Source organism: Prevotella phocaeensis (genome assembly GCF_900065875.1).
GTDB lineage: Bacteria > Bacteroidota > Bacteroidia > Bacteroidales > Bacteroidaceae > Prevotella > Prevotella phocaeensis.
In genome coordinates this window covers 51,293-70,538 of the sequence record NZ_LT160620.1, presented here as the reverse complement: position 1 = coordinate 70,538, position 19,246 = coordinate 51,293, and the positions used below count along the sequence as shown (strand labels likewise).

At 44.7% G+C, this 19,246-nt stretch carries 14 protein-coding genes; 5 read left to right on the top strand and 9 right to left on the bottom strand.

Translation table 11 applies throughout. The annotated features are described in order from the left end of the window. Window positions 1-26: 26 nt before the first annotated feature. Window positions 27-1,232, bottom strand: coding sequence for an SGNH/GDSL hydrolase family protein (locus tag BN3912_RS01860; RefSeq protein WP_023984305.1), 1,206 nt, complete (start codon window positions 1,230-1,232; stop codon window positions 27-29). Window positions 1,233-1,425: 193 nt separating this feature from the next. Here BN3912_RS01860 and BN3912_RS01855 point away from each other — a divergent pair, with 193 nt between their 5' ends. Then, complete coding sequence (locus BN3912_RS01855) at window positions 1,426-4,635, top strand: S41 family peptidase (protein ID WP_036859417.1); 3,210 nt, start codon at window positions 1,426-1,428, stop codon at window positions 4,633-4,635. Between the two features lie 486 nt (window positions 4,636-5,121). Here the strand turns inward: BN3912_RS01855 and gyrB are convergent, their stop codons facing one another. Together gyrB and rpsT are read right to left on the bottom strand one after the other, a co-directional pair. After that, window positions 5,122-7,095, bottom strand: coding sequence for a DNA topoisomerase (ATP-hydrolyzing) subunit B (gyrB, locus tag BN3912_RS01850; protein ID WP_036859570.1), 1,974 nt, complete (start codon window positions 7,093-7,095; stop codon window positions 5,122-5,124). Window positions 7,096-7,399: 304 nt separating this feature from the next. Next, window positions 7,400-7,654: a 30S ribosomal protein S20 gene (gene rpsT, locus BN3912_RS01845; protein WP_023984301.1), complete on the bottom strand. Its 255-nt coding sequence runs from the start codon at window positions 7,652-7,654 to the stop codon at window positions 7,400-7,402. 214 nt (window positions 7,655-7,868) lie between these two features. Here rpsT and recO point away from each other — a divergent pair, with 214 nt between their 5' ends. Continuing rightward, complete coding sequence (recO, locus tag BN3912_RS01840; protein ID WP_023984300.1) at window positions 7,869-8,597, top strand: DNA repair protein RecO; 729 nt, start codon at window positions 7,869-7,871, stop codon at window positions 8,595-8,597. 193 nt (window positions 8,598-8,790) lie between these two features. On the opposite strand, the gene BN3912_RS01835 is transcribed toward recO, so the two are convergent. Beyond that, window positions 8,791-9,315 (bottom strand): NUDIX hydrolase, encoded by a 525-nt coding sequence (locus BN3912_RS01835; protein WP_023984299.1) that lies wholly within the window; start codon window positions 9,313-9,315, stop codon window positions 8,791-8,793. 471 nt (window positions 9,316-9,786) lie between these two features. Between BN3912_RS01835 and BN3912_RS01830 the strand changes: the two genes are divergently transcribed. Then, complete coding sequence (locus BN3912_RS01830) at window positions 9,787-10,611, top strand: alpha/beta hydrolase (protein ID WP_023984298.1); 825 nt, start codon at window positions 9,787-9,789, stop codon at window positions 10,609-10,611. 53 nt (window positions 10,612-10,664) lie between these two features. After that, on the top strand, window positions 10,665-11,924 hold the full coding sequence (locus tag BN3912_RS01825) for a phosphatidylinositol-specific phospholipase C domain-containing protein (RefSeq protein ID WP_023984297.1): 1,260 nt from the start codon (window positions 10,665-10,667) through the stop codon (window positions 11,922-11,924). Here BN3912_RS01825 and BN3912_RS11850 read toward each other — a convergent pair. The 5 genes from BN3912_RS11850 to BN3912_RS01805 all read right to left on the bottom strand — a co-directional run bounded on the left by BN3912_RS11850 (window position 11,914) and on the right by BN3912_RS01805 (window position 17,457). Next, window positions 11,914-12,123: a CapA family protein gene (locus BN3912_RS11850; protein ID WP_023984296.1), complete on the bottom strand. Its 210-nt coding sequence runs from the start codon at window positions 12,121-12,123 to the stop codon at window positions 11,914-11,916. The two genes, BN3912_RS01825 and BN3912_RS11850, sit on opposite strands and share 11 nt — an antisense overlap. Beyond that, on the bottom strand, window positions 12,077-12,973 hold the full coding sequence (locus BN3912_RS01820) for a DUF3160 domain-containing protein (RefSeq protein WP_023984295.1): 897 nt from the start codon (window positions 12,971-12,973) through the stop codon (window positions 12,077-12,079). Before BN3912_RS01820 ends, BN3912_RS11850 begins: the two co-directional genes overlap by 47 nt. A 32-nt stretch (window positions 12,974-13,005) precedes the next feature. Then, a complete protein-coding gene (locus BN3912_RS01815) occupies window positions 13,006-13,500 on the bottom strand; it encodes a hypothetical protein (protein WP_023984294.1) in 495 nt (164 codons plus the stop codon). Between the two features lie 180 nt (window positions 13,501-13,680). Further along, window positions 13,681-14,862: a redoxin domain-containing protein gene (locus tag BN3912_RS01810; RefSeq protein ID WP_023984293.1), complete on the bottom strand. Its 1,182-nt coding sequence runs from the start codon at window positions 14,860-14,862 to the stop codon at window positions 13,681-13,683. Between the two features lie 183 nt (window positions 14,863-15,045). Further along, window positions 15,046-17,457 (bottom strand): CrcB family protein, encoded by a 2,412-nt coding sequence (locus BN3912_RS01805; RefSeq protein ID WP_195906761.1) that lies wholly within the window; start codon window positions 17,455-17,457, stop codon window positions 15,046-15,048. A 243-nt stretch (window positions 17,458-17,700) separates the two neighbouring features. Between BN3912_RS01805 and BN3912_RS01800 the strand changes: the two genes are divergently transcribed. After that, on the top strand, window positions 17,701-19,152 hold the full coding sequence (locus BN3912_RS01800; RefSeq protein WP_023984291.1) for a sialate O-acetylesterase: 1,452 nt from the start codon (window positions 17,701-17,703) through the stop codon (window positions 19,150-19,152). Window positions 19,153-19,246 lie beyond the last annotated feature (94 nt).

Here is a 19,246-nt window from a genome sequence, read left to right as displayed (position 1 = left end):
TTCACAGGTACACGATGTTCCGCCGACTACTTTGCGCTTAACAAGAACTCTGCAGCATATCTGCCCATCACGGCATACCCCTCTGCATTGGGATGAAGCCAATCGCTCTGCCATTCTTTGCGCAACGAACGGCGGTCTTCTGTGCTTCTCATCAGCTCATCAAAGTCGAGTATTCCGTCGAATTCCTTCGAGTTACGTATCCATTCGTTTACTATCTGCCGCCCTTCTTCATGGTCTTCCGTAAAATATGCACTGCCTTTCATCGGCATAATCGTACCGCCGTATATTTTCAGATGGTGCTCATGCGCCTTTCGTATCATAATGGCATACTGTTCGATCAGGCGACGTGCCGTGTTTTTGGCGTCCTTACTCGTGCCCAAATCGTTGATGCCTTCGAAAACAATCACCTCTTTTATCCCACATTGCTGCAATATATCTCGGTCGAATCGCTCCATAGCAGGAGCACCGAGCCCCACGGTCAGCACACGATTATCGCCTATGCCGAGGTTCAACACTCCCCTGCCATGCCCTTTGCGATACAACTCTTCCGACATTACATCGGGCCATCTGTCCTGCCGGTTCGTAGTACTGTTCTTGCCATCGGTAATAGAATTGCCGATAATAGCCACGGCATCGGCATTCACATTATATACGTCTATCGCCGAAATATTGAACCAGTGGTCTTCACGGAAGGCCTTCTCAAAATCGGTGCGTGGACCGGAATTGCCTTTCAGAATATAGGAAGTGGTACGCGATCCCATGTGTACAGTGGGCTCTTTCGGCGCTATTTTGTAGTTAATGGTAACGGCTATGCGCTGCAAAGGCTTCAGATGAAAGCGCAATGGATCGGAGACAACTGTTTTCCGCGGTTCTATCGTTACGCGTTGATGCCCACCGAAACGCAGATATTCCGTAGTTTTAGGCTCTATGGCAAACGAGTCTGCAGATGCGGAGATATATACCGAACGTATTTCTACAGGCTCGGTGCTATATTCGTTCGACAGGTGCAAGCGCACAACATCGCCTCCTATCGAAATTTTAACAACCTGACGAACCGAACGATTGGTCATTTCGTTGTTGAAAGGCATATACGATTTTACCACCGGCTGCGGTGCACAAGCCCACGTGCCTACCCAATGATCGTAAATATTTTCGCCATTCGGATGCAATGGCTCTTGCGCCCGTATACCCAAGGAGCATAGCAGTAACAAGATACAAACAATTTTCTTCATCCCTACATGCTTTTAAAACCATGCAAAGATAATTACAAAAATCGGTATATCCCGGTCTTATTCGTATGAAAAACCTGCGAATTGGTATCATTACTTGTTCTATGTTCATTTTTTAACCAATACACCTTATTATATAGAATATTTTACTTATATTTGCAGCCAATATTTTGTATTTAGCACAAACCATGTCGACATGAGAAAAATATGTTTATTGTTCGTATCCATAATGTTCGCCTTATCGGTAACAGCTCAGCAACATCCGTTATGGATGCGCTACAGTTCTATCTCTCCGGACGGCACTACGATTGCTTTCTCCTATAAAGGTGATATTTTTACGATACCCGTTCAGGGCGGTAATGCACGACAACTTACATCGAATGCTGCCTATGAATCTTACCCGATATGGAATCCCGACGGGGAACGCATCGCATTCGTATCTACCCGAGAAGGCAGTTACGATATCTACGTAATGAGCAAAAATGGCGGCGAACCCAAACGACTAACTACCGACAGCGGTAATGAAATACCGATGACATGGCGCGATAACGAACACATTTTATTCGAAACAACCGGCATGCCTACGGCAAAATCTATCTATTTTGCTTCGAGCCAGTTCCCACAGGTGTACGAAACGGATGTGAAAGGAAGCCGCCCACGCTTGGTATCTGCCGTGACAATGGAGAGCATGAGCATCAACAAAAATGGCGACATACTCTATCATGATAAGAAAGGCTATGAAGATGAGCTCCGCAAACATCATCGTTCGCCCATTACACGTGATATATGGCTGAACAAGAATGGCAAGTTTACCAAGCTGACCGCATTCAACGGCGAAGATAGAAATCCCGTTTGGGCGGCCGATGGGCAGTCTTTTTATTACCTAAGCGAGGAAGACGGCACATTCAACGTGTATCGCAGAAATGTGGAAAGTGCCAATAAAACGCAGCTGACTCGCTTTAAAGACAATCCGGTACGCTACCTTACCGCCGCTGAAAATGGTACATTGTGTTTCTGTTACGATGGTGAAATATACACGCTTCGCGAAGGAGGCGAGCCAACAAAGGTAAATATCAACATTACCGCCGATAAGAACGATGCCGACCTGATACGTCAGATAAAGACCAACGGAGCTACCGAAATCAAAGTATCGCCCTCTGGTAAAGAAATAGCTTTTGTTTTGCACGGCGATGTGTATGTTACGTCAATAGACTACCGCACAACCAAGCAGATTACCGATACTCCCGAACAGGAACGTAGCATTGATTTTGCTCCCGACGGGCGTAGTATCGCGTATGCTTCGGAACGCAACGGATTGTGGCAGATTTATCAAACAACGATTAAGAACAAAGGCGAAAAACAGTTTACCTATGCCACCGATTTGGAAGAGACACAGCTCGTAAAGTCGGACTCTACCTCTTTTCAGCCGTTATACAGTCCGGATGGCAAGAGTATAGCTTTCCTTGAAAACCGCAACACCCTGCGTGCAGTCGACTTGAAAAGCAAAAACGTACGTACTTTAATGGACGGCAAATACAACTACTCCTATTCCGATGGCGACGTATGGTGCACATGGAGCCCGGACAGCAGGTGGCTCTTGGCAAGCTATATCGGCTACGGCGGATGGAACAATAAGGATATTGCGCTGGTAAGTGCTTCGGGTAACGGCGAAATACACAACCTTACCGAGAGCGGATACAACGATGGAAACGGCAAATGGGTGCTCGGAGGCAAGGCAATGATATTCGAAAGCGACCGTGCAGGGTACAGAAGTCATGGCAGTTGGGGATCGGAAAGCGACATGTATATTATGTTCTTCGACCTCGATGCTTACGAACGCTTCAAGATGTCGAAAGAAGAAAAGACTCTTTACGATGAAACTAAGAAAGAAGAGGCTGCCGCCAAGGAGCAAAAGACTGTAGACGTAACGGTGAAAAAGAAACCGAAGAAAGAAGAAATATTGAAGTTCGACCTTGATAACTGCCGCGACCGAGTGCTCCGACTGACGGTAAATTCGTCGAGACTCGGTGATGCTTTGCTCAGTCCGGGGGGCGATACGTTGTATTATCAGGCCGCTTTCGAAGGGGGATACGACCTTTGGAAGCACGATCTAAAGGAAAACAAAACCGAAATTGTGATGAAGAATGTGGGAAGGGGCGACCTTCTTGCCGATAAAAACTTTAAGAATATCTATCTTTGTACAGGCAATTCCATAAAACAGATAGACATTTCGAAAGGTTCATCCAAAAACATCGACTTCGAAGCACGTTTCAACTATCGGCCGTATCAGGAACGCGAATATCTCTTCGGCCATATTTGGCAACAGGTAAAGGATAAATTCTACAAACCCGATTTGCACGGTATAGATTGGGAAAGTTGCAAGAAGACTTACGCCAAGTTCCTGCCTTATATCAACAATAATTACGACTTTCGAGACATGCTTAGCGAGATGCTCGGCGAATTGAATGCCTCTCACACCGGTGCCCGCTATTATCCGAATGGGACGAACCTGAATACTGCCGCGTTGGGATTGTTCTTCGATCCTGCATACATGGGCGACGGACTGAAAGTGGAAGAAGTTATCAAGCGCGGACCTTTTGCCGTTAAGAACACCGGAGTAGATGCCGGATGCGTAATAGAAAAGATAGATGGTGAGAAAATACTTGCCGGAAAGGATTATAACTACATACTCGACGGTAAAGCAGGCAAACCGCTCCGTATTACTGTTTTCAACCCCTCAACGAAAAAACGCTTCGATGTAACGGTGAAGGCCATTAGCAAAAGCGCTCAACAAGAACTGTTGTACAAAAGATGGGTAGACCGCAACCGCCGGATTGTGGATAGTCTGTCGCACGGAAAGCTGGCTTATGTGCATGTTAAAGCGATGAACAGTGAAAGTTATCGTACTGTATTCAGCGAACTGCTAAGCGATAAGAACCGCCGGAAAGATGCTGTTATCGTGGATGAACGCCATAACGGAGGTGGCTGGTTACACGATGATTTGTGCACGCTCTTAAGCGGTAAGCAATATCAGAGCTTCGTTCCGAACGGTAAATATATAGGTTATGATCCATGGAACAAATGGGTGAAACCTTCTTGTGTTATGATCTGCGAAGACGATTACAGCAACGGGCACGGTTTCCCCTTTATATATAAGGAGCTCGGTATCGGCAAATTGATAGGCACCCCCGTTGCCGGAACGATGACAGCTGTATGGTGGGAGACGCTTATGGATAACAGCATGGTATTCGGCATACCGCAGGTAGGCTGTCGGGATATGCGTGGCAATTTCGGCGAAAATAACCAACTCGATCCTGACATTGAAGTTTATAACACACCGGAAGACTATCTTAACGGTAACGATGAACAGCTAAAGCGCGCCGTAGAAGTGATGATGAAAAAATAAGGACACCAATTAAAATAACTACCGTAGAGAAATAACGTCCTTACAAACTGCCTGTACGATCCATTTTCTCAGCTGACGAACAAGTTGATTGGCCATGTATACGCCTACCAATGGCTTCAAAATGTTCAAGCTATTTGCAAACTTATTGATACTATATCAGAGAATAAACTCTTTCGTCCACACCAAAGAATATAGGCAGATGGAGCTATCCAAATGACTGTATGGAAGGTTTACAAGTTTATCCACATTGATACTGTCGCTCCTTTCTGTATATTTAAAATGAAGATAAGAAAATGGAAGAAAGCAATGATGGAATAATTATGGATAAGAGAAGAGAGAGAAACAGATTTTATACACAATGCCATTGTCGACTTTGCAAAACATGCAATTTGCTTACAAGAAACAACCGCTTTCGAAAGTTGTTTTAAATACTTTCGAAAGCGGTTGGATATTTTCTGATATTTCCTTTAATATAAAGATACCGAATTAAGCATCAATATTTGCATAAGTAGCATTCTGCTCGATAAATTCGCGGCGTGGTTCAACATCGTCACCCATAAGCATGGAGAATATCTCGTCTGCCTCAGCGGCATTTTCGATATTTACTTGCTTCAACAAACGCGACTTCGGGTCCATTGTAGTCTCCCATAACTGGTCGGGGTTCATCTCACCAAGACCTTTATAGCGCTGTGTATGGATGCTCTTTGCATCCTCATCCCCGTTTGCATACTTATCAAAAAATGCTTGACGCTGCTGTTCGGTATAACAATATTCGCTTACCTTATTCTTATAAGAGCACTTGTAGAGCGGCGGATTGGCAATATAAAGATGCCCATCTTCGATAACTTTCGGCATGAAACGATAGAACAATGTCATGATCAGTGTATCGATATGCGAACCATCGACGTCGGCATCGGTCATGATGATAATCTTATCGTAGCGTAGTTTGTCGATATTCGCCTCACGATCGTCTTCTCCTTCTACGCCGAAACGCACTCCGATGCTCTGAATGATATTCATTACCGACTCCGCTTCGAACACTCTATGCCACTGCACCTTCTCTACGTTCAAAATCTTTCCGCGCAACGGCAAAATTGCCTGTGTATATCTGTCGCGTCCTTGCTTGGCAGAACCACCGGCAGAGTCGCCCTCAACGAGGAATATCTCACAGTCTTTAGGATCTTTGTTGGAACAGTCAGCCAACTTGCCGGGCAGTCCTCCTCCCGACATGAAGTTCTTACGCTGCACACTTTCACGAGCCTTTCGGGCGGCAATACGTGCTGTTGCTGCAAGAACTACCTTTTCACAAATCTTTTTTGCCTCAGCAGGGTGCTCTTCAAGATAATTGGTCAAGGCCTCTCCCACCGCCTGTTGCACCGCTCCGGACACCTCGCTATTGCCTAACTTAGTCTTCGTCTGTCCCTCGAACTGGGGCTCGGCAACTTTGATGGAGATTACAGCCGTAAGTCCTTCACGGAAGTCTTCGCCAGCAATCTCTATCTTGGCTTTCTCGATTTGTTTCGAAATAACGGGATCGTTATCGGCATATGCTTTCAACACACGAGTAAGTGCTGTACGGAAACCCGAAAGATGAGTTCCTCCCTCTATGGTATTTATATTGTTTACATATGAATGTATATTCTCGGAGTAATCCGTATTATACATAATAGCGACTTCGATTGGAATTCCTTGCTTCTCGGTTTTCAGATAAATAACATCGTCGAAAAGATGGGTACGGTGCCGGTCTACGTAACGCACGAACTCTTTCAATCCATCCTTAGCATGGAAGACTTCCACGCGTGGTTTTCCCTCTTCATTGGCACGCAAGTCGGTCAGCGTAATCTTAATACCTGCATTCAAATAAGCAAGCTCACGCATACGGCGGGCAATGATATCCCACTGATAATGGGTTGTTGTAAAGATTGTCTTATCTGGCCAAAACTGTTGACGCGTACCGCGCTCGTCTGTCGTGCCCATTACTTTAACGGGATACAGCGCTTTCCCCTTTTCGTACTCCTGCTGATATATTTTGCCATCGCGAAACACTTGCGAAAGCATATGCGATGAAAGTGCATTCACACAACTCACACCTACACCATGAAGACCACCACTGACCTTGTAAGAGCCTTTATCGAACTTACCACCGGCGTGAAGAACCGTCATAACAACTTCGAGTGCCGACTTGTGCAATTTCTTATGCTCATCAACGGGAATACCACGACCATTGTCCTGAACCGTTATCGACTCATCTTCGTTGATCGTTACCTCAATGTCGGTACAATATCCGGCCATGGCTTCATCAATAGAGTTATCTACGGTTTCGTTCACCAAATGATGAAGGCCTTTCTCACTGATATCGCCAATATACATTGCAGGGCGTTTACGCACCGCCTCAAGTCCTTCAAGTACTTGGATATTGGAGGCCGAATAATTATTCTCGTTGTTTTGAATATCTGCCATTTTCTTTACTATATATTTCTTGCAAAGATAATAAAAAAAGAACATATAACGAAATAATTTGTTACTAAAAATGCGTAAAACAAAATGAAACCCTATCACTTCCTGTCATCTTTATACGCACTCGGAAAATTATTCGCATTTCGTATTTCCGTTCAGTTCCTCATCACACTTGTCTACCATTCTGCAATAGCAGTTTTCATAAATATCGAAGAAGAAAAAAACACTACAATAATTCTGCACAAATGACAAAAGGTCGCACTCCTACTGGAGTACGACCTTCGTACTAATTATACCAAGTTGGAAATTATACCAACTTATTAATATGCAGAGCTAAACTCGACTTTAAGTTAGCGGCTTTGTTCTTATGAATAATATTGGTCTTAGCCAATTTGTCCAACATTTTCTGAACTTCGGGATAAAACTTTACTGCTTCTTCCTTATTAGTCATCGCGCGCAATTTACGAACAGCATTACGCATAGTCTTTGCATAATATTTATTGTGCAAAGTCTTAACTTTATCCTGACGGATTCTTTTAAGTGATGATTTGTGATTTGCCATCTTTAAATTCTTCTTATATTTTATGTAGTCCCTAGCAGAGTCGAACTGCTCTTTAGAGAATGAAAATCTCTCGTCCTAACCGATAGACGAAGGGACCATGCGATTTTATTTGCGGGTGCAAAGTTAGATGTTTTTTCTTTACCTGCCAAATTTTATCAAATAAATCTTTATTATATCGCCGTTTTTTTATATTTTCGCTTTAAAATTATTCTTCATGCTTATAAAAACCAAAGCTATAGTATTCCATTTGCTGAAATTCGGCGACGCCCAACTGATCGTAGACCTATTTACAGAAGCTTGTGGTCGCGTATCTTTCATTCAACAGATATCCAAAAATCCGAAAGCAAAAATAAAAAAACAATTCTTCCAACCATTGACGATACTCGATATAGAATTCGACTTCAGACAGAACGCCAAACTTCAGCGACTTAAAAATGCAAGAATAGAGACTCCCTTTTCCAACATCCCAGTCGATCCTTATAAGCTAACGATATTGCTTTTTCTTGCTGATTTTCTGAATTACAGTACTCGAAGCGAGCAACAGAACGAGCCTTTATTCCGATATATCGAGGCAAGTATTAAGTGGCTCGATGCCTCACAAGGCAACATTGCCAACTTCCACCTTGTCTTCATGATGAGACTTTCGAAGTTTATCGGCTTCTTTCCAAATCTCGACAATCACAACCATAATATCTATTTCGATCTGAGGAATGCATGTTTTACCGCTTCAGCACCGCTTCACCCCGACTTTCTTCACCCTGAAGAGGCTGCACGCATCCACACTCTTACTCGTATGAATTATGAATCCATGCACTTGTTCAAAATGACGCGAGAACAGAGAAACCGCTGTGCCGAAATTATTCTCTCTTATTACAGTCTCCACATTCCAAACTTTCCCGAACTCAAATCGTTCCATGTATTAAAAGAGTTATTCAGCGCATAATACCGTGACAGCATGACGAAAAAGATATTGTCAGTGTCATACCGTTGCCTTATATTTCATACCTTTACAAGTATGCTTGCTTTTCGGTCCGTTGATATTGACAAGTATTCTATCGAAATTCGGGGTTTACAAACGACACTGAATTTCGGCAGACAGTATTTTTATGGCATTTTTCTCTGTAGAGCGGCAGAATTTATTTCTTCATGTATTCCAAAAACTGATACAGTCCTTGGCGCACAGAGCGCAGTCCGAATTGCTCTGTATGGACATCTTCGAGCTTCATCCACATACATTCGGCGGCATCATCGGCAGCCTTTAGTTTCGACGTATCAGCCACCTCGCAGAGATAAAACATATCGAGTGTAGGAATATCTATCTCGCTATAGCGGTATTTATTGGGCAAACTGAACAGATACTTCGTACTTGTAACCTCAAGACCAGTCTCTTCTTCCACCTCTCTTCTTATGCCTTCCTCGCTTGTTTCGCCCACATCGGCAAAACCACCGGGCAGATCATACGTGCCTTTTGCAGGCTCATTCTTCCGTAGTTCTACAAGAAGTTCCCCCTTATCGTTCAATATAAAGGCCGCACATGCAGCACTTGGATTAAGAAAGAACTCAAAACCGCAGTTATCACACTTCTTGCTTTTCTCGGTAGAGGCATTGAAATGATGACTTCCACATGCCGGACAATACTTAAATTTCTCCAATAAATGCATAACAAGTATTCACTTTTATGATGACAAAGATAATGCAAATTATCGTAAAAAAGTACAATAATTTGAAATAATCATACAATTAAGCTGAATTTAAATAAAAGTATAAGAAACAAAAGCCGAATAAAATGAAACAACAGACTGTTATTTTAAGCAAATCAGGAGGTATATGTAAACAAGACAGGAGTGCAGTTTATCGAAGATACACATACGGTGTATTTTGGTTGCGCCAAAACTCCATTAAATATATCTCACAACAAGAAAGGAACGGAAAACTCGCTTTAATTTATTAAACAAGCCGGTCTTCTCCCAACATTTTGCACAAAGAAAAACAACTTTTTATTCGAATATACAAAAAATAATGTATCTTTGCATAAAATAAACCGCACCTCAACAAATAGAAGCAGGCTTCTTTGTGTTCGGTTTGCACTGTCTTTGTTATTAAAATAACCAATAAACAATCAAAATATCGACATGAAATTATCAAGACCATTTACTATTCTTAGCTTATTGATGCTGGCGCTTACCACTGGTGCACAGAATACTTTCGAGCTGAATTTATGGAGCGGAAAAGCCCCATACGATACAGGTTTCGGTGCCGATACGGCTAAAGTGAAAGTGTTCTTGCCCGATGTAAAGAAGTCAACAGGGCGTGCTGTGGTCATTTGCCCGGGCGGAGGATACGAAGGTCTTGCCATGATACACGAAGGAACCGATTGGTCTTCCTTCTTTAATAATATGGGAATAGCCGCAATAGTGCTCAAGTATCGGCTGCCGCATGGCATACCTATGGCTCCTGTCAGCGATGCCGAACAAGCCATTAAATTAGTAAGAAAAAACGCAGCCGCATGGCATATCGATGCAAACAATATCGGTATCATGGGATTTTCTGCCGGCGGACACCTCGCATCTACCATAGCTACCCACAGTACAGGCGATGCAAAGCCCAATTTTCAGATACTTTTTTATCCGGTAATTACCATGCAACCGGGCTTTACACATCAGGGATCGCACGACAATTTACTCGGGAAAGAGGCTCAAAAGAAGGATGAACGCAACTATAGCAACGACATGCAGGTGACACGTAGCACTCCGAGAGCTTTCATAGTTCTATCTGATGACGATCATGTAGTGCAACCTGCCAACGGCGTAAACTATTATATGGAGCTTTACAAGCACGATGTACCGGCATCGCTGCATGTGTATCCCTCCGGTGGACATGGATATGGCATGAATAGTTCGTTCAAGTATCACATCGAAATGCTACTTGAACTGAAATCATGGCTGCAAAGTTTCTGACAAAGACGTAAAAACTATAATCTATCAAAACATAAACAAAAGTAATAAATTCTATGACTCGAAAAATCTGTACCGTTCTTATCGCGTGCCTGATAAGTTCTCACAATCTGCTTGCAGATAATTGGTTGGCACGCATTAGCGACAATACATACGTGTCGCAGTTATCTATACCGGGCACACATGATGCTTCTACCGGCGAAGGGTTTACCCCCCTCGTTGCACTTCTGGGCAACCTATATGCCCTAACACAGGATAAAACGCTCGCCGAACAATGGGACTGCGGCGTTCGGGCATTCGATCTTCGACCGGCAGTACATACACGTTTTGGCAAAATTAAGGGTTTGCATATCTTTCATGGCATCATGCAAACGAAAATAAAATTTACCGATGCCATCGATATTTTGCGCGAGAAACTTGCAAAGAACCCTACGGAATTTGCTATTGTCATTATGCGTCACGAAAACGATGCCGACAAAAACCATCCCCAATGGGGCAATATGATGAGAGAAATTCTTACTTCCGATGCCTATAAAGGGCTGTTTGCCGACTATAAACCTGACCTCACCGTGGGCAATCTGCGCGGAAAAATCCTCGTATTGAGCCGCGATACGTATAATTCGGTGCCCATCGGAGGCTACGTTACGGGCTGGAGTCATGCAGCAGACTTCCCAAGTCAGGGCAGAGCAAGTATCTCAGGGGCGTCGTCTTCGGGCTCTCTTTATGTGCAAGACTTTTATGACACCTCTGCAAACGGTGCGTTGGAAACCAAGGTGCAAGCCATTATAACGATGCTCGACTTCTCTACTGCTCGCAATACAGATAACGGAAAGCAGGCTCCATGGGTAATCAATCATACATCAGGCTATTCGCTTATGCAGAATATATTTGGAAATACCGTCTCTTTATCCGATGGATATCGCCATAATGCATCGGTTACAAACAAAACAGTGATTGATTATTTCGCCAATAGAAACCACACCGGGCCCGCCGGAATGGTAATGATGGACTACGCAGGCGTCGATGTATCGGGCAAATACAAAGTGTCTGGACTAAATGTTATCAATACCTTAATTGAAAATAATTTCCGTTTTAAGATGATGGAAGCCGTAATAAACGGGATCGAAGAATTGGTATATCCCAATCAAAATATCACGGTTTCATCGGAAGGTTTGGTCTCTGCGCAAGGCAAAATTGTTGTCTACGCTACCGATGGCACCACTGTTGCAAGCGGAATAAATACGGTTAAGATCGATCGCAAGGGCATCTATATCATACGTGCTGCCGGAGCAATCAAGAAAGTTGTTATTCCTTAGCCAGTTTTACGCATAACCCCGACTTGATGGGAATGGTTTCCAACTGTGCCGAGTGCTTGCTTATTTCCAGTTTCACCATACATGCAGCGGTGTTCAGCGGTTTGTTTTGGTCTAATATGAAGTTACCTATGCTGTAATAAATCGTATGGTTCTTATAGATTTCTATAGTCTGTAAGGTGTGTGTATGGTGGCATATCATGCAGTCGGCACCGGCATCTATGATGCGTCGGGCATCTATCTTTTGCTGTAAAGCGGGAGAAGTGAAGACCGACAGCTACACCGAAATACGCCTGACACCATGCCGTATTATCAGCTAAAACAGACGGAGTAGACCTGTCGTTTGCCATAATCGAAAAGTGCCGATACATATCCTGACTCAATTGCATGAGCATAGCATGGAATTTGTTTTCCTCGATCTCGCGTAACACTGAGTCGAAATAAAGATGGAAAAGCTGTAAATAAAGATCGGTAGTTACAAAACTTGGGAAGTTACTATAGTCGTTCTTTTCGTACACATGGAACAGCTGAAGCCCGTTAGACGGTACGATTGCGAAGCCTTTTTCGCCCAAAGCGGCCTTTAATTTGGGATCGAAACGCTCCACCTGATATGGGTTTATCAGGTTTCTCATATTCACAGAACCGTCTTCTCTTATATTTCCATCATTTCTAACGAGTTCATCTTCGCGTTCTTGAATGCGATTAATAAACTGCAACTCTTCCTTTGTACAATGAATAAGAGCCTCGTTATAAATTCCTTCTTTATCAAAAAAGCCCCAAACTTCACGGTCTTTAGGTTCGAAACGTTTCCACATCAACGACTCGTACCACGATGTTTGTGAGAACAAACTGCGCAGGTCGGCTTCCATAAACACATAACCTTGCCGCGTAGCAAAGGAATTACGTAGCACACGGAGCTCGCTCATAGTGAGCTTAGACAAGTCCATATTAAGATCAATAGGCTTGTTAAGTTTCTCTACATCGATATGTCCGTTACCGGAAATGATAATACTTTTCTTTTGTGCCCAAACGCTGTATGCCGCGAAGAGCAATAAGATAATAGTAATTAATTTCCTCGTAGTTTTTAACGATTAAATATTTTAACTGCTTTGTTACGTCCGACTTCTTTACACAAGAAACGTTCGAACGACAGACCAAACGATAACCAACTGTACTCGGCCACCACATATTTGCCGTCTACAGTGGTCTCCAAACTGCGCACTTTGCCATCCGTAAAACGAAAATCCTGTAGTATTCCGCCCAATTTAGAACCCATCCAAAGCGGACGGACATAGCCTCGTTTGTTCTTAAAAATAAACAATCGGTGCCCCATATCTTTATAAAAACGCGTACGTTTGACAACTCCAACTATAGCATCTATACTGCCATCGCCGTTTACATCGCCCGTACAAAACCGATAGACGGGGTATGGAAGGCGCCATTCATCAGGGGTAGAATCGGTGGTCAATACAAGTATGTACAAACTGTCGGTCTTTTTCTCAAGACAGAACTGCTGTGCATGGCAGGTACTTCCCATAAGAATAAGAGGTATGAATGACAGTAACCGTTTGCGGTACATGGTTTTTCCCAAATTAAACCATCCGTTTATCGAGCTTACATGTATAGAACATCATCGACAAATATACGAAATAAAGACAATAAACCGGTACTCTATCTTCTATATTTTATCGAAAAACGAAAACGCAACGTACAGACTGTTTCGTTCATGCACTGCGTTTGCCATAAAAAGATCCTTATTTTAGCCGCCTCGCGAGAGCAATGCCTTGATATCGGCATCTATGTCTTTGATCTGCACATCGCGCTTATATACCACGCCATCGCGCCCAAGAAGATAGAAAGTAGGTAGCTGTTGTACGTTATAACTTATAAGATACCGGCTGTTAACACCGTTTTCATCGCGCACGCTCACCCATGGCAGCGCCGCTGTCTGTGTCTTCCAGAAGTGTTCATCGGGATCTATAGACACCTGATATATCTCAAATCCGGCCGCATGATATTTGTTGTATAGGTCGCGCAACATCATAATACGCTTGGTAGAGCCCTCGCCCGAAAACAGATGAAAGTCGAGGAACACCACTTTCCCCTTCAGGTCGGTGAGCTTGCGAGTAACTCCTTTATTGTCTTGCAGTACGATATCGAGCACGCCGCTGGTATTTATTTTAGAAGCATCCAGCGTCTGTGCCATCTTATTACGTATAATGCGTACATCTTTCATGCCCTCTATGGCAATGTTGTGCAGGTTCTTTCCGCGCTCTGCATCGGGATAATACGTGTCCCAACTGGTAGCAACGGCAGCAAAAGCCTTAATGTCTTCCGCACTACTACGCGGGTTGAATATCAGCGAAACGGTATTTCCAAGCCTCACAGTCTGGAACAATGCGAAGTATGCATAGGCTTTCATCGGCTCTTTATAGATATAATTCATCTTCACGTTCGCCTTATATGCCTGCATTATCCTGTCTATACTATCGTTCATGGCATCTACTCCAAGGTCGGGATTTTGCGCTATTGCGTTGATTTGTCCTTGCAACCGCATTTGCAACAGTGCCAGTTCTTTGATTTTGGAGCAGTCTTCCGATCCGCTTATCTCATACTGGTAAGCCATCGAAGGATAAGCTGCTTTTACGGTAATTGTCTCTGTAGAGTCGACAGATATATTGATTATCTGGTCTGCAATGCGCAAACGATAGAATTCCGGCGCCTCCCCGGCATCGCTCTTAAATAGGAATGTGCCGTCTGCATCGAGTTTTACCGAGTCTACAACTACCGGACCATTCAGACTCATGTTCTCAAAATAGAGCGTAGAATCCTTGGCATCTGCAATCGTACCGCCCACCTGAAACTTACGGCTGTTGCAAGAACTTACAGTTATTGCGGCCAGTACGATGGCTACAATAGAAAAGAAATTGGAAATTTTCATGCTTGTTGCATTTTCGAGTTATATGTGCAAAAATACTGTAAATAGCTGAGAAGACAAAATAAAACCGTGTTTTTGTTGCATACATGCATTGTGTTGCAGAACCGCACAGTACGAAGCGGAGCATAAACCGCACGTTCTACGCTCCGCTCCCGATAGTTGTTCCTGTACAGCTCGGTACGAGTATCAATACGTTACCTTAATATATTTCACCCCATGTGTAGGTATGAAGTAGGTTGTTTGTGCCGGATTCAGATCTTTCTGCCGCCATAAATCTCTCACGGTTTTCTGTTGTTTTATGCCCATTTCATCGAAGTATTTCGCGAAATCCACTCTCCTGTCGTCGGTTCCCACATTGAATATGCCTACTGCATGGCTGCCATCGTTTAAAGGTTTTGCCCATATTTGAATGTCGCCATCTACGACTACGCGCCTTGCCTGCTTGCCCAAAACGTCTTGGTTTATGGCATTAACCTCGTTATTGCAAAGAAGATTTAGCGTAAAATTGTCTATCTGACTGATGTCGCAGCCTATTAACATGTTGGCAGACAGTAGAGTCCACAGGCTTATGTGTGTGTACTGTTCGTCGGGAGTAAGGCGTGTATCGCGCAAATTCGCACTCCATCCCACCTTTCCAACTATCAACATATCGGGATCGTTCCAATGTCCGGGGCCGGCATATGGATAAAGTTCCGCCTGTTGTACGAACCCAATGTCGTACAACGACTCCCATGTATCGGTGATATCTCCCGTTGTTCGCCACGAATTAGCATCCACTGCGTGGCCCCATTCCCATACTTTAGCCATGCCATATTGGCAAAGACTGTAGAATATATCGCGAGGCATGAGGCGTAGATAGCGCTCCATCTTCAGGTAGGGGCGTACATAAGCAGCCGTGCTATGATCCTTTTCCGCATCGAACACGCGGGAATAGCCGCACCAGTCGTACTTAAGATAATCCACACCCCAACTGTTATACGTTCGTGCATCGAGTTCTTCGTGGTCTAAAGAGCCCAAATAGCCGCCGCAGGTACGGTCTCCGGGAGAAGAATATATACCGAACTTCAGCCCGTTACCATGCAACCATCTGCCCAATCCGGCCATATCGGGGAATTTCTCGTTCACTGCAATGGTGCCATCCGTATTGCGTTGCGGCGCTTCCCATGCATCATCTACATTGATATAGGCATATCCGTAATCGGTAAGTCCCTTGTCTATCATCGCTTGAGCGGAAGACATCACCTTTTCCTGCGACACACTAAGGCCCCAGCAGTTCCAACTATTCCACCCCATCGGTGGAGTCAGCGCTATTTTGTCGCCCACACAAATGGTGAATTTGCGCTCATCGGCACCTTTGCTGTTCTCGGCCACGAGCGTCATTTCGTACTCCCCGCCGGCTTTCAGCGTACCGCTGATAATGCCATGTTCGGCATCGAGCGCAAGTCCTTCGGGCAGATTGCGCACCGAGAATACCATAGGACGCTCGCCGGATGCAGGAATACGGTAGATTACAGGCGACTCCGGTCGTACTCCGAAGCGCTCTGCACTGTTTATACGCGGTGCAGCCGGCGCTTTCGGAGTAAGGATATATTTCGGCGTATAACTGCGTACAGCCTCCTTACCCGTAGCGTCATCACGATACACAGCTTTCATACGCAGCAAACGGTCAGTATCATAAGCCATGACATACGTTTTATTCGTATTTCCTTTCAAGGCTACCTTATGAGTAACTGTAGCCAAGATAGCACCGCTTTCCGGATCGAACAGCGTCAATGTGAGCACTCCCTTTTGCTGCTGTTTGAAAGCATTGTCCAAACGGCACTGGCACATCATGCCTCTTTTAGCCTTGGTCTCAGAGAAATTTATGCCCATTCCATCGATCAAATCCGGTACTTTCAATATTATCGGACCGCCATACATGCCGCCTTGTCCGCCGCCATTGTACACTCTTACGGCCAACACGTTTTCCTTACCCCAATGTACAAACGGACTTTGTGCGCCTACCTCGTAACGGCGTTCCTCTTCCCAAGCGCCAACATATCCTCCCGTTTGCTCCGGCATACGGCCGGTAGAGCCTATGAAATGCCCGTTCAGATAAGCCTCGTCCGCATCGTCTATCTTACCGAGATACAACTGCAACACCTTTTTAAGCGTCGATTTTTCGAGCATGGCCGACGGCAAAACAAACTTTACTCGGTACCAACTGTAGCTGTCGGGCTTATCGATAATATTCCTGTTTGCCGAACCTTGTACATCCACCTCGTTCCAATTACTGTCGTTGAAATCGGGATTTTTCCATTCAGGGTTATCGCCTTCGTGGATTTTCAGCCGGCTGAACGACAACTGTTGTGCCCATGTGCCGACCGAAGCCATGAGCAATAATGCGATAAATAATGTTTTTTTCATGATGTAAATAATATATTTAGATTTCACATACAAAGCCTTTTCATCGGCAAAACCGCAGACAACACCTATCAACAGGCACCCCACAAGGTTCACAATCATGGTGCCTACGGGAAATATCGTGGCTGCATGTTCTTGCAAGAACCGCGATACAACGAAGCGCAACACCGCACCTAAGGCTCCTCCAAATGCCACATAAAGTATGCTTTTGGGCACCATCACGTTGCAAAGATAGTAAAAAAAACGAAACAGTGCATATTTCTGTCTCGGATAGATGATACATATATGTCCTACAGACACACCGTCTATGCACCTTATGGGATATATCTGTCTCGCATAAAAGTGCCATTTATCCGAAACATTTGCTACGAATATCGGAAAAACGTCGTATCTTTGTAACCGTAAACCGCCATTTAAAACATTATAAAACATAAACGCATGAGAAACAAAATTGCATTCCTATTACTTGTCTGCGTGCTGTCTGTGCGGGCACAAGTAAGGTTACAACCGCTGTTCACCGACAACATGGTGCTGCAACAGCAGGCATCGGTGCCCGTTTGGGGCGAAACAAAGTCTGGAAAAATCGTTAAAGTAACTCCCTCGTGGAACCGTAAAACCTACGTTACCAAGGCCGACAAGCAGGGCAAATGGCAGGTAATAATAGAAACACCCGCGGCAGGCGGCCCCTACGACATACGTATTACAGACGGAAAACCCATAGACCTAAAAAACGTATTGATAGGCGAAGTGTGGCTTTGTTCGGGGCAATCGAACATGGAGATGCCCATTGAAGGATGGGGAAAGGTTATGAATTACAAAGACGAAGAGCAGGAAGCGCAGCAACATCCCAATATCCGACTGCTGCAACTCGATAAAGTTACCGCCGCTAAGCCCGCCGAACACTTCTCGGCAGTGGCCCGCGGATGGCAGGTATGCAATGCGAACAGCATTAAAGAATTTTCGTCTACGGCTTATTTCTTCGGCAGAGAACTGGAGAAATATTGCCATGTACCCATCGGACTTATACAGAGTTGCTGGGGCGGAACGCCTATCGAAGCATGGACGAGCGGCAGAGCACTTGCCACACACCCCGACTATAAGGAGCGAATGACCGACGTTTTCGCCCATTCCACCGAGACTTCGGCAGCAACGCCCGTTAAGGGTAATGAACCTACGGCACTCTTCAACGCCATGATCAACCCGCTTGTACCTTTTACGATTAAAGGAGTTATTTGGTATCAAGGGGAATATAATGCCGGTAGGGCTTACCAATACCGATCGTTGTTGCCACTGATGATCAACGATTGGCGCACGAGATGGGGCTATAGTTTCCCGTTCTACATTGCACAGCTGGCCAATTATATGGATACGAAAGCCGAGCCTGCGCCCTCCGAATGGGCCGAATTGCGCGAGGCTCAGCTGCGTGCATTGAACGTGGAGAATACGGGTATGGCAGTTCTTATCGATATAGGCGATGCGAAAGACATACATCCGAAGAACAAACAAGAGGCAGGCAGGCGTCTTGCATTGCCGGCAAGGGCGCTTATATATGGCGAGCAAATTGCTTACTCGGGCCCCATATACCGCTCATACCGTATGGAGGGAAATAAAATTCGTATTTTCTTCGACCATGCAGACGGCGGTCTGAAAGCAGCAGACGGTGCGCTCAAAGGTTTCAGCATAGCCGGTGTAGACCGAGTGTTCCACTGGGCAACAGCCGTAATCGACGGTAATAACGTAGTTGTAACATGTCCCGATGTAGCATTTCCCGTGGCTGTACGCTACGCATGGGCCGATAATCCCGTGTGTAACCTGCAGAACAAAGCAGGATTGCCGGCATCTCCGTTCCGCACAGACGATTGGCCCGGCATTACTTACAACCGCAAATAAATGCGACGAGAGCTTCGGTCGGCGCCATCGGAACGGACATAAAACAAGAATGCCTTTCAGGCCTGCAATCCGTCTGAAAGGCATCCGTATTTAA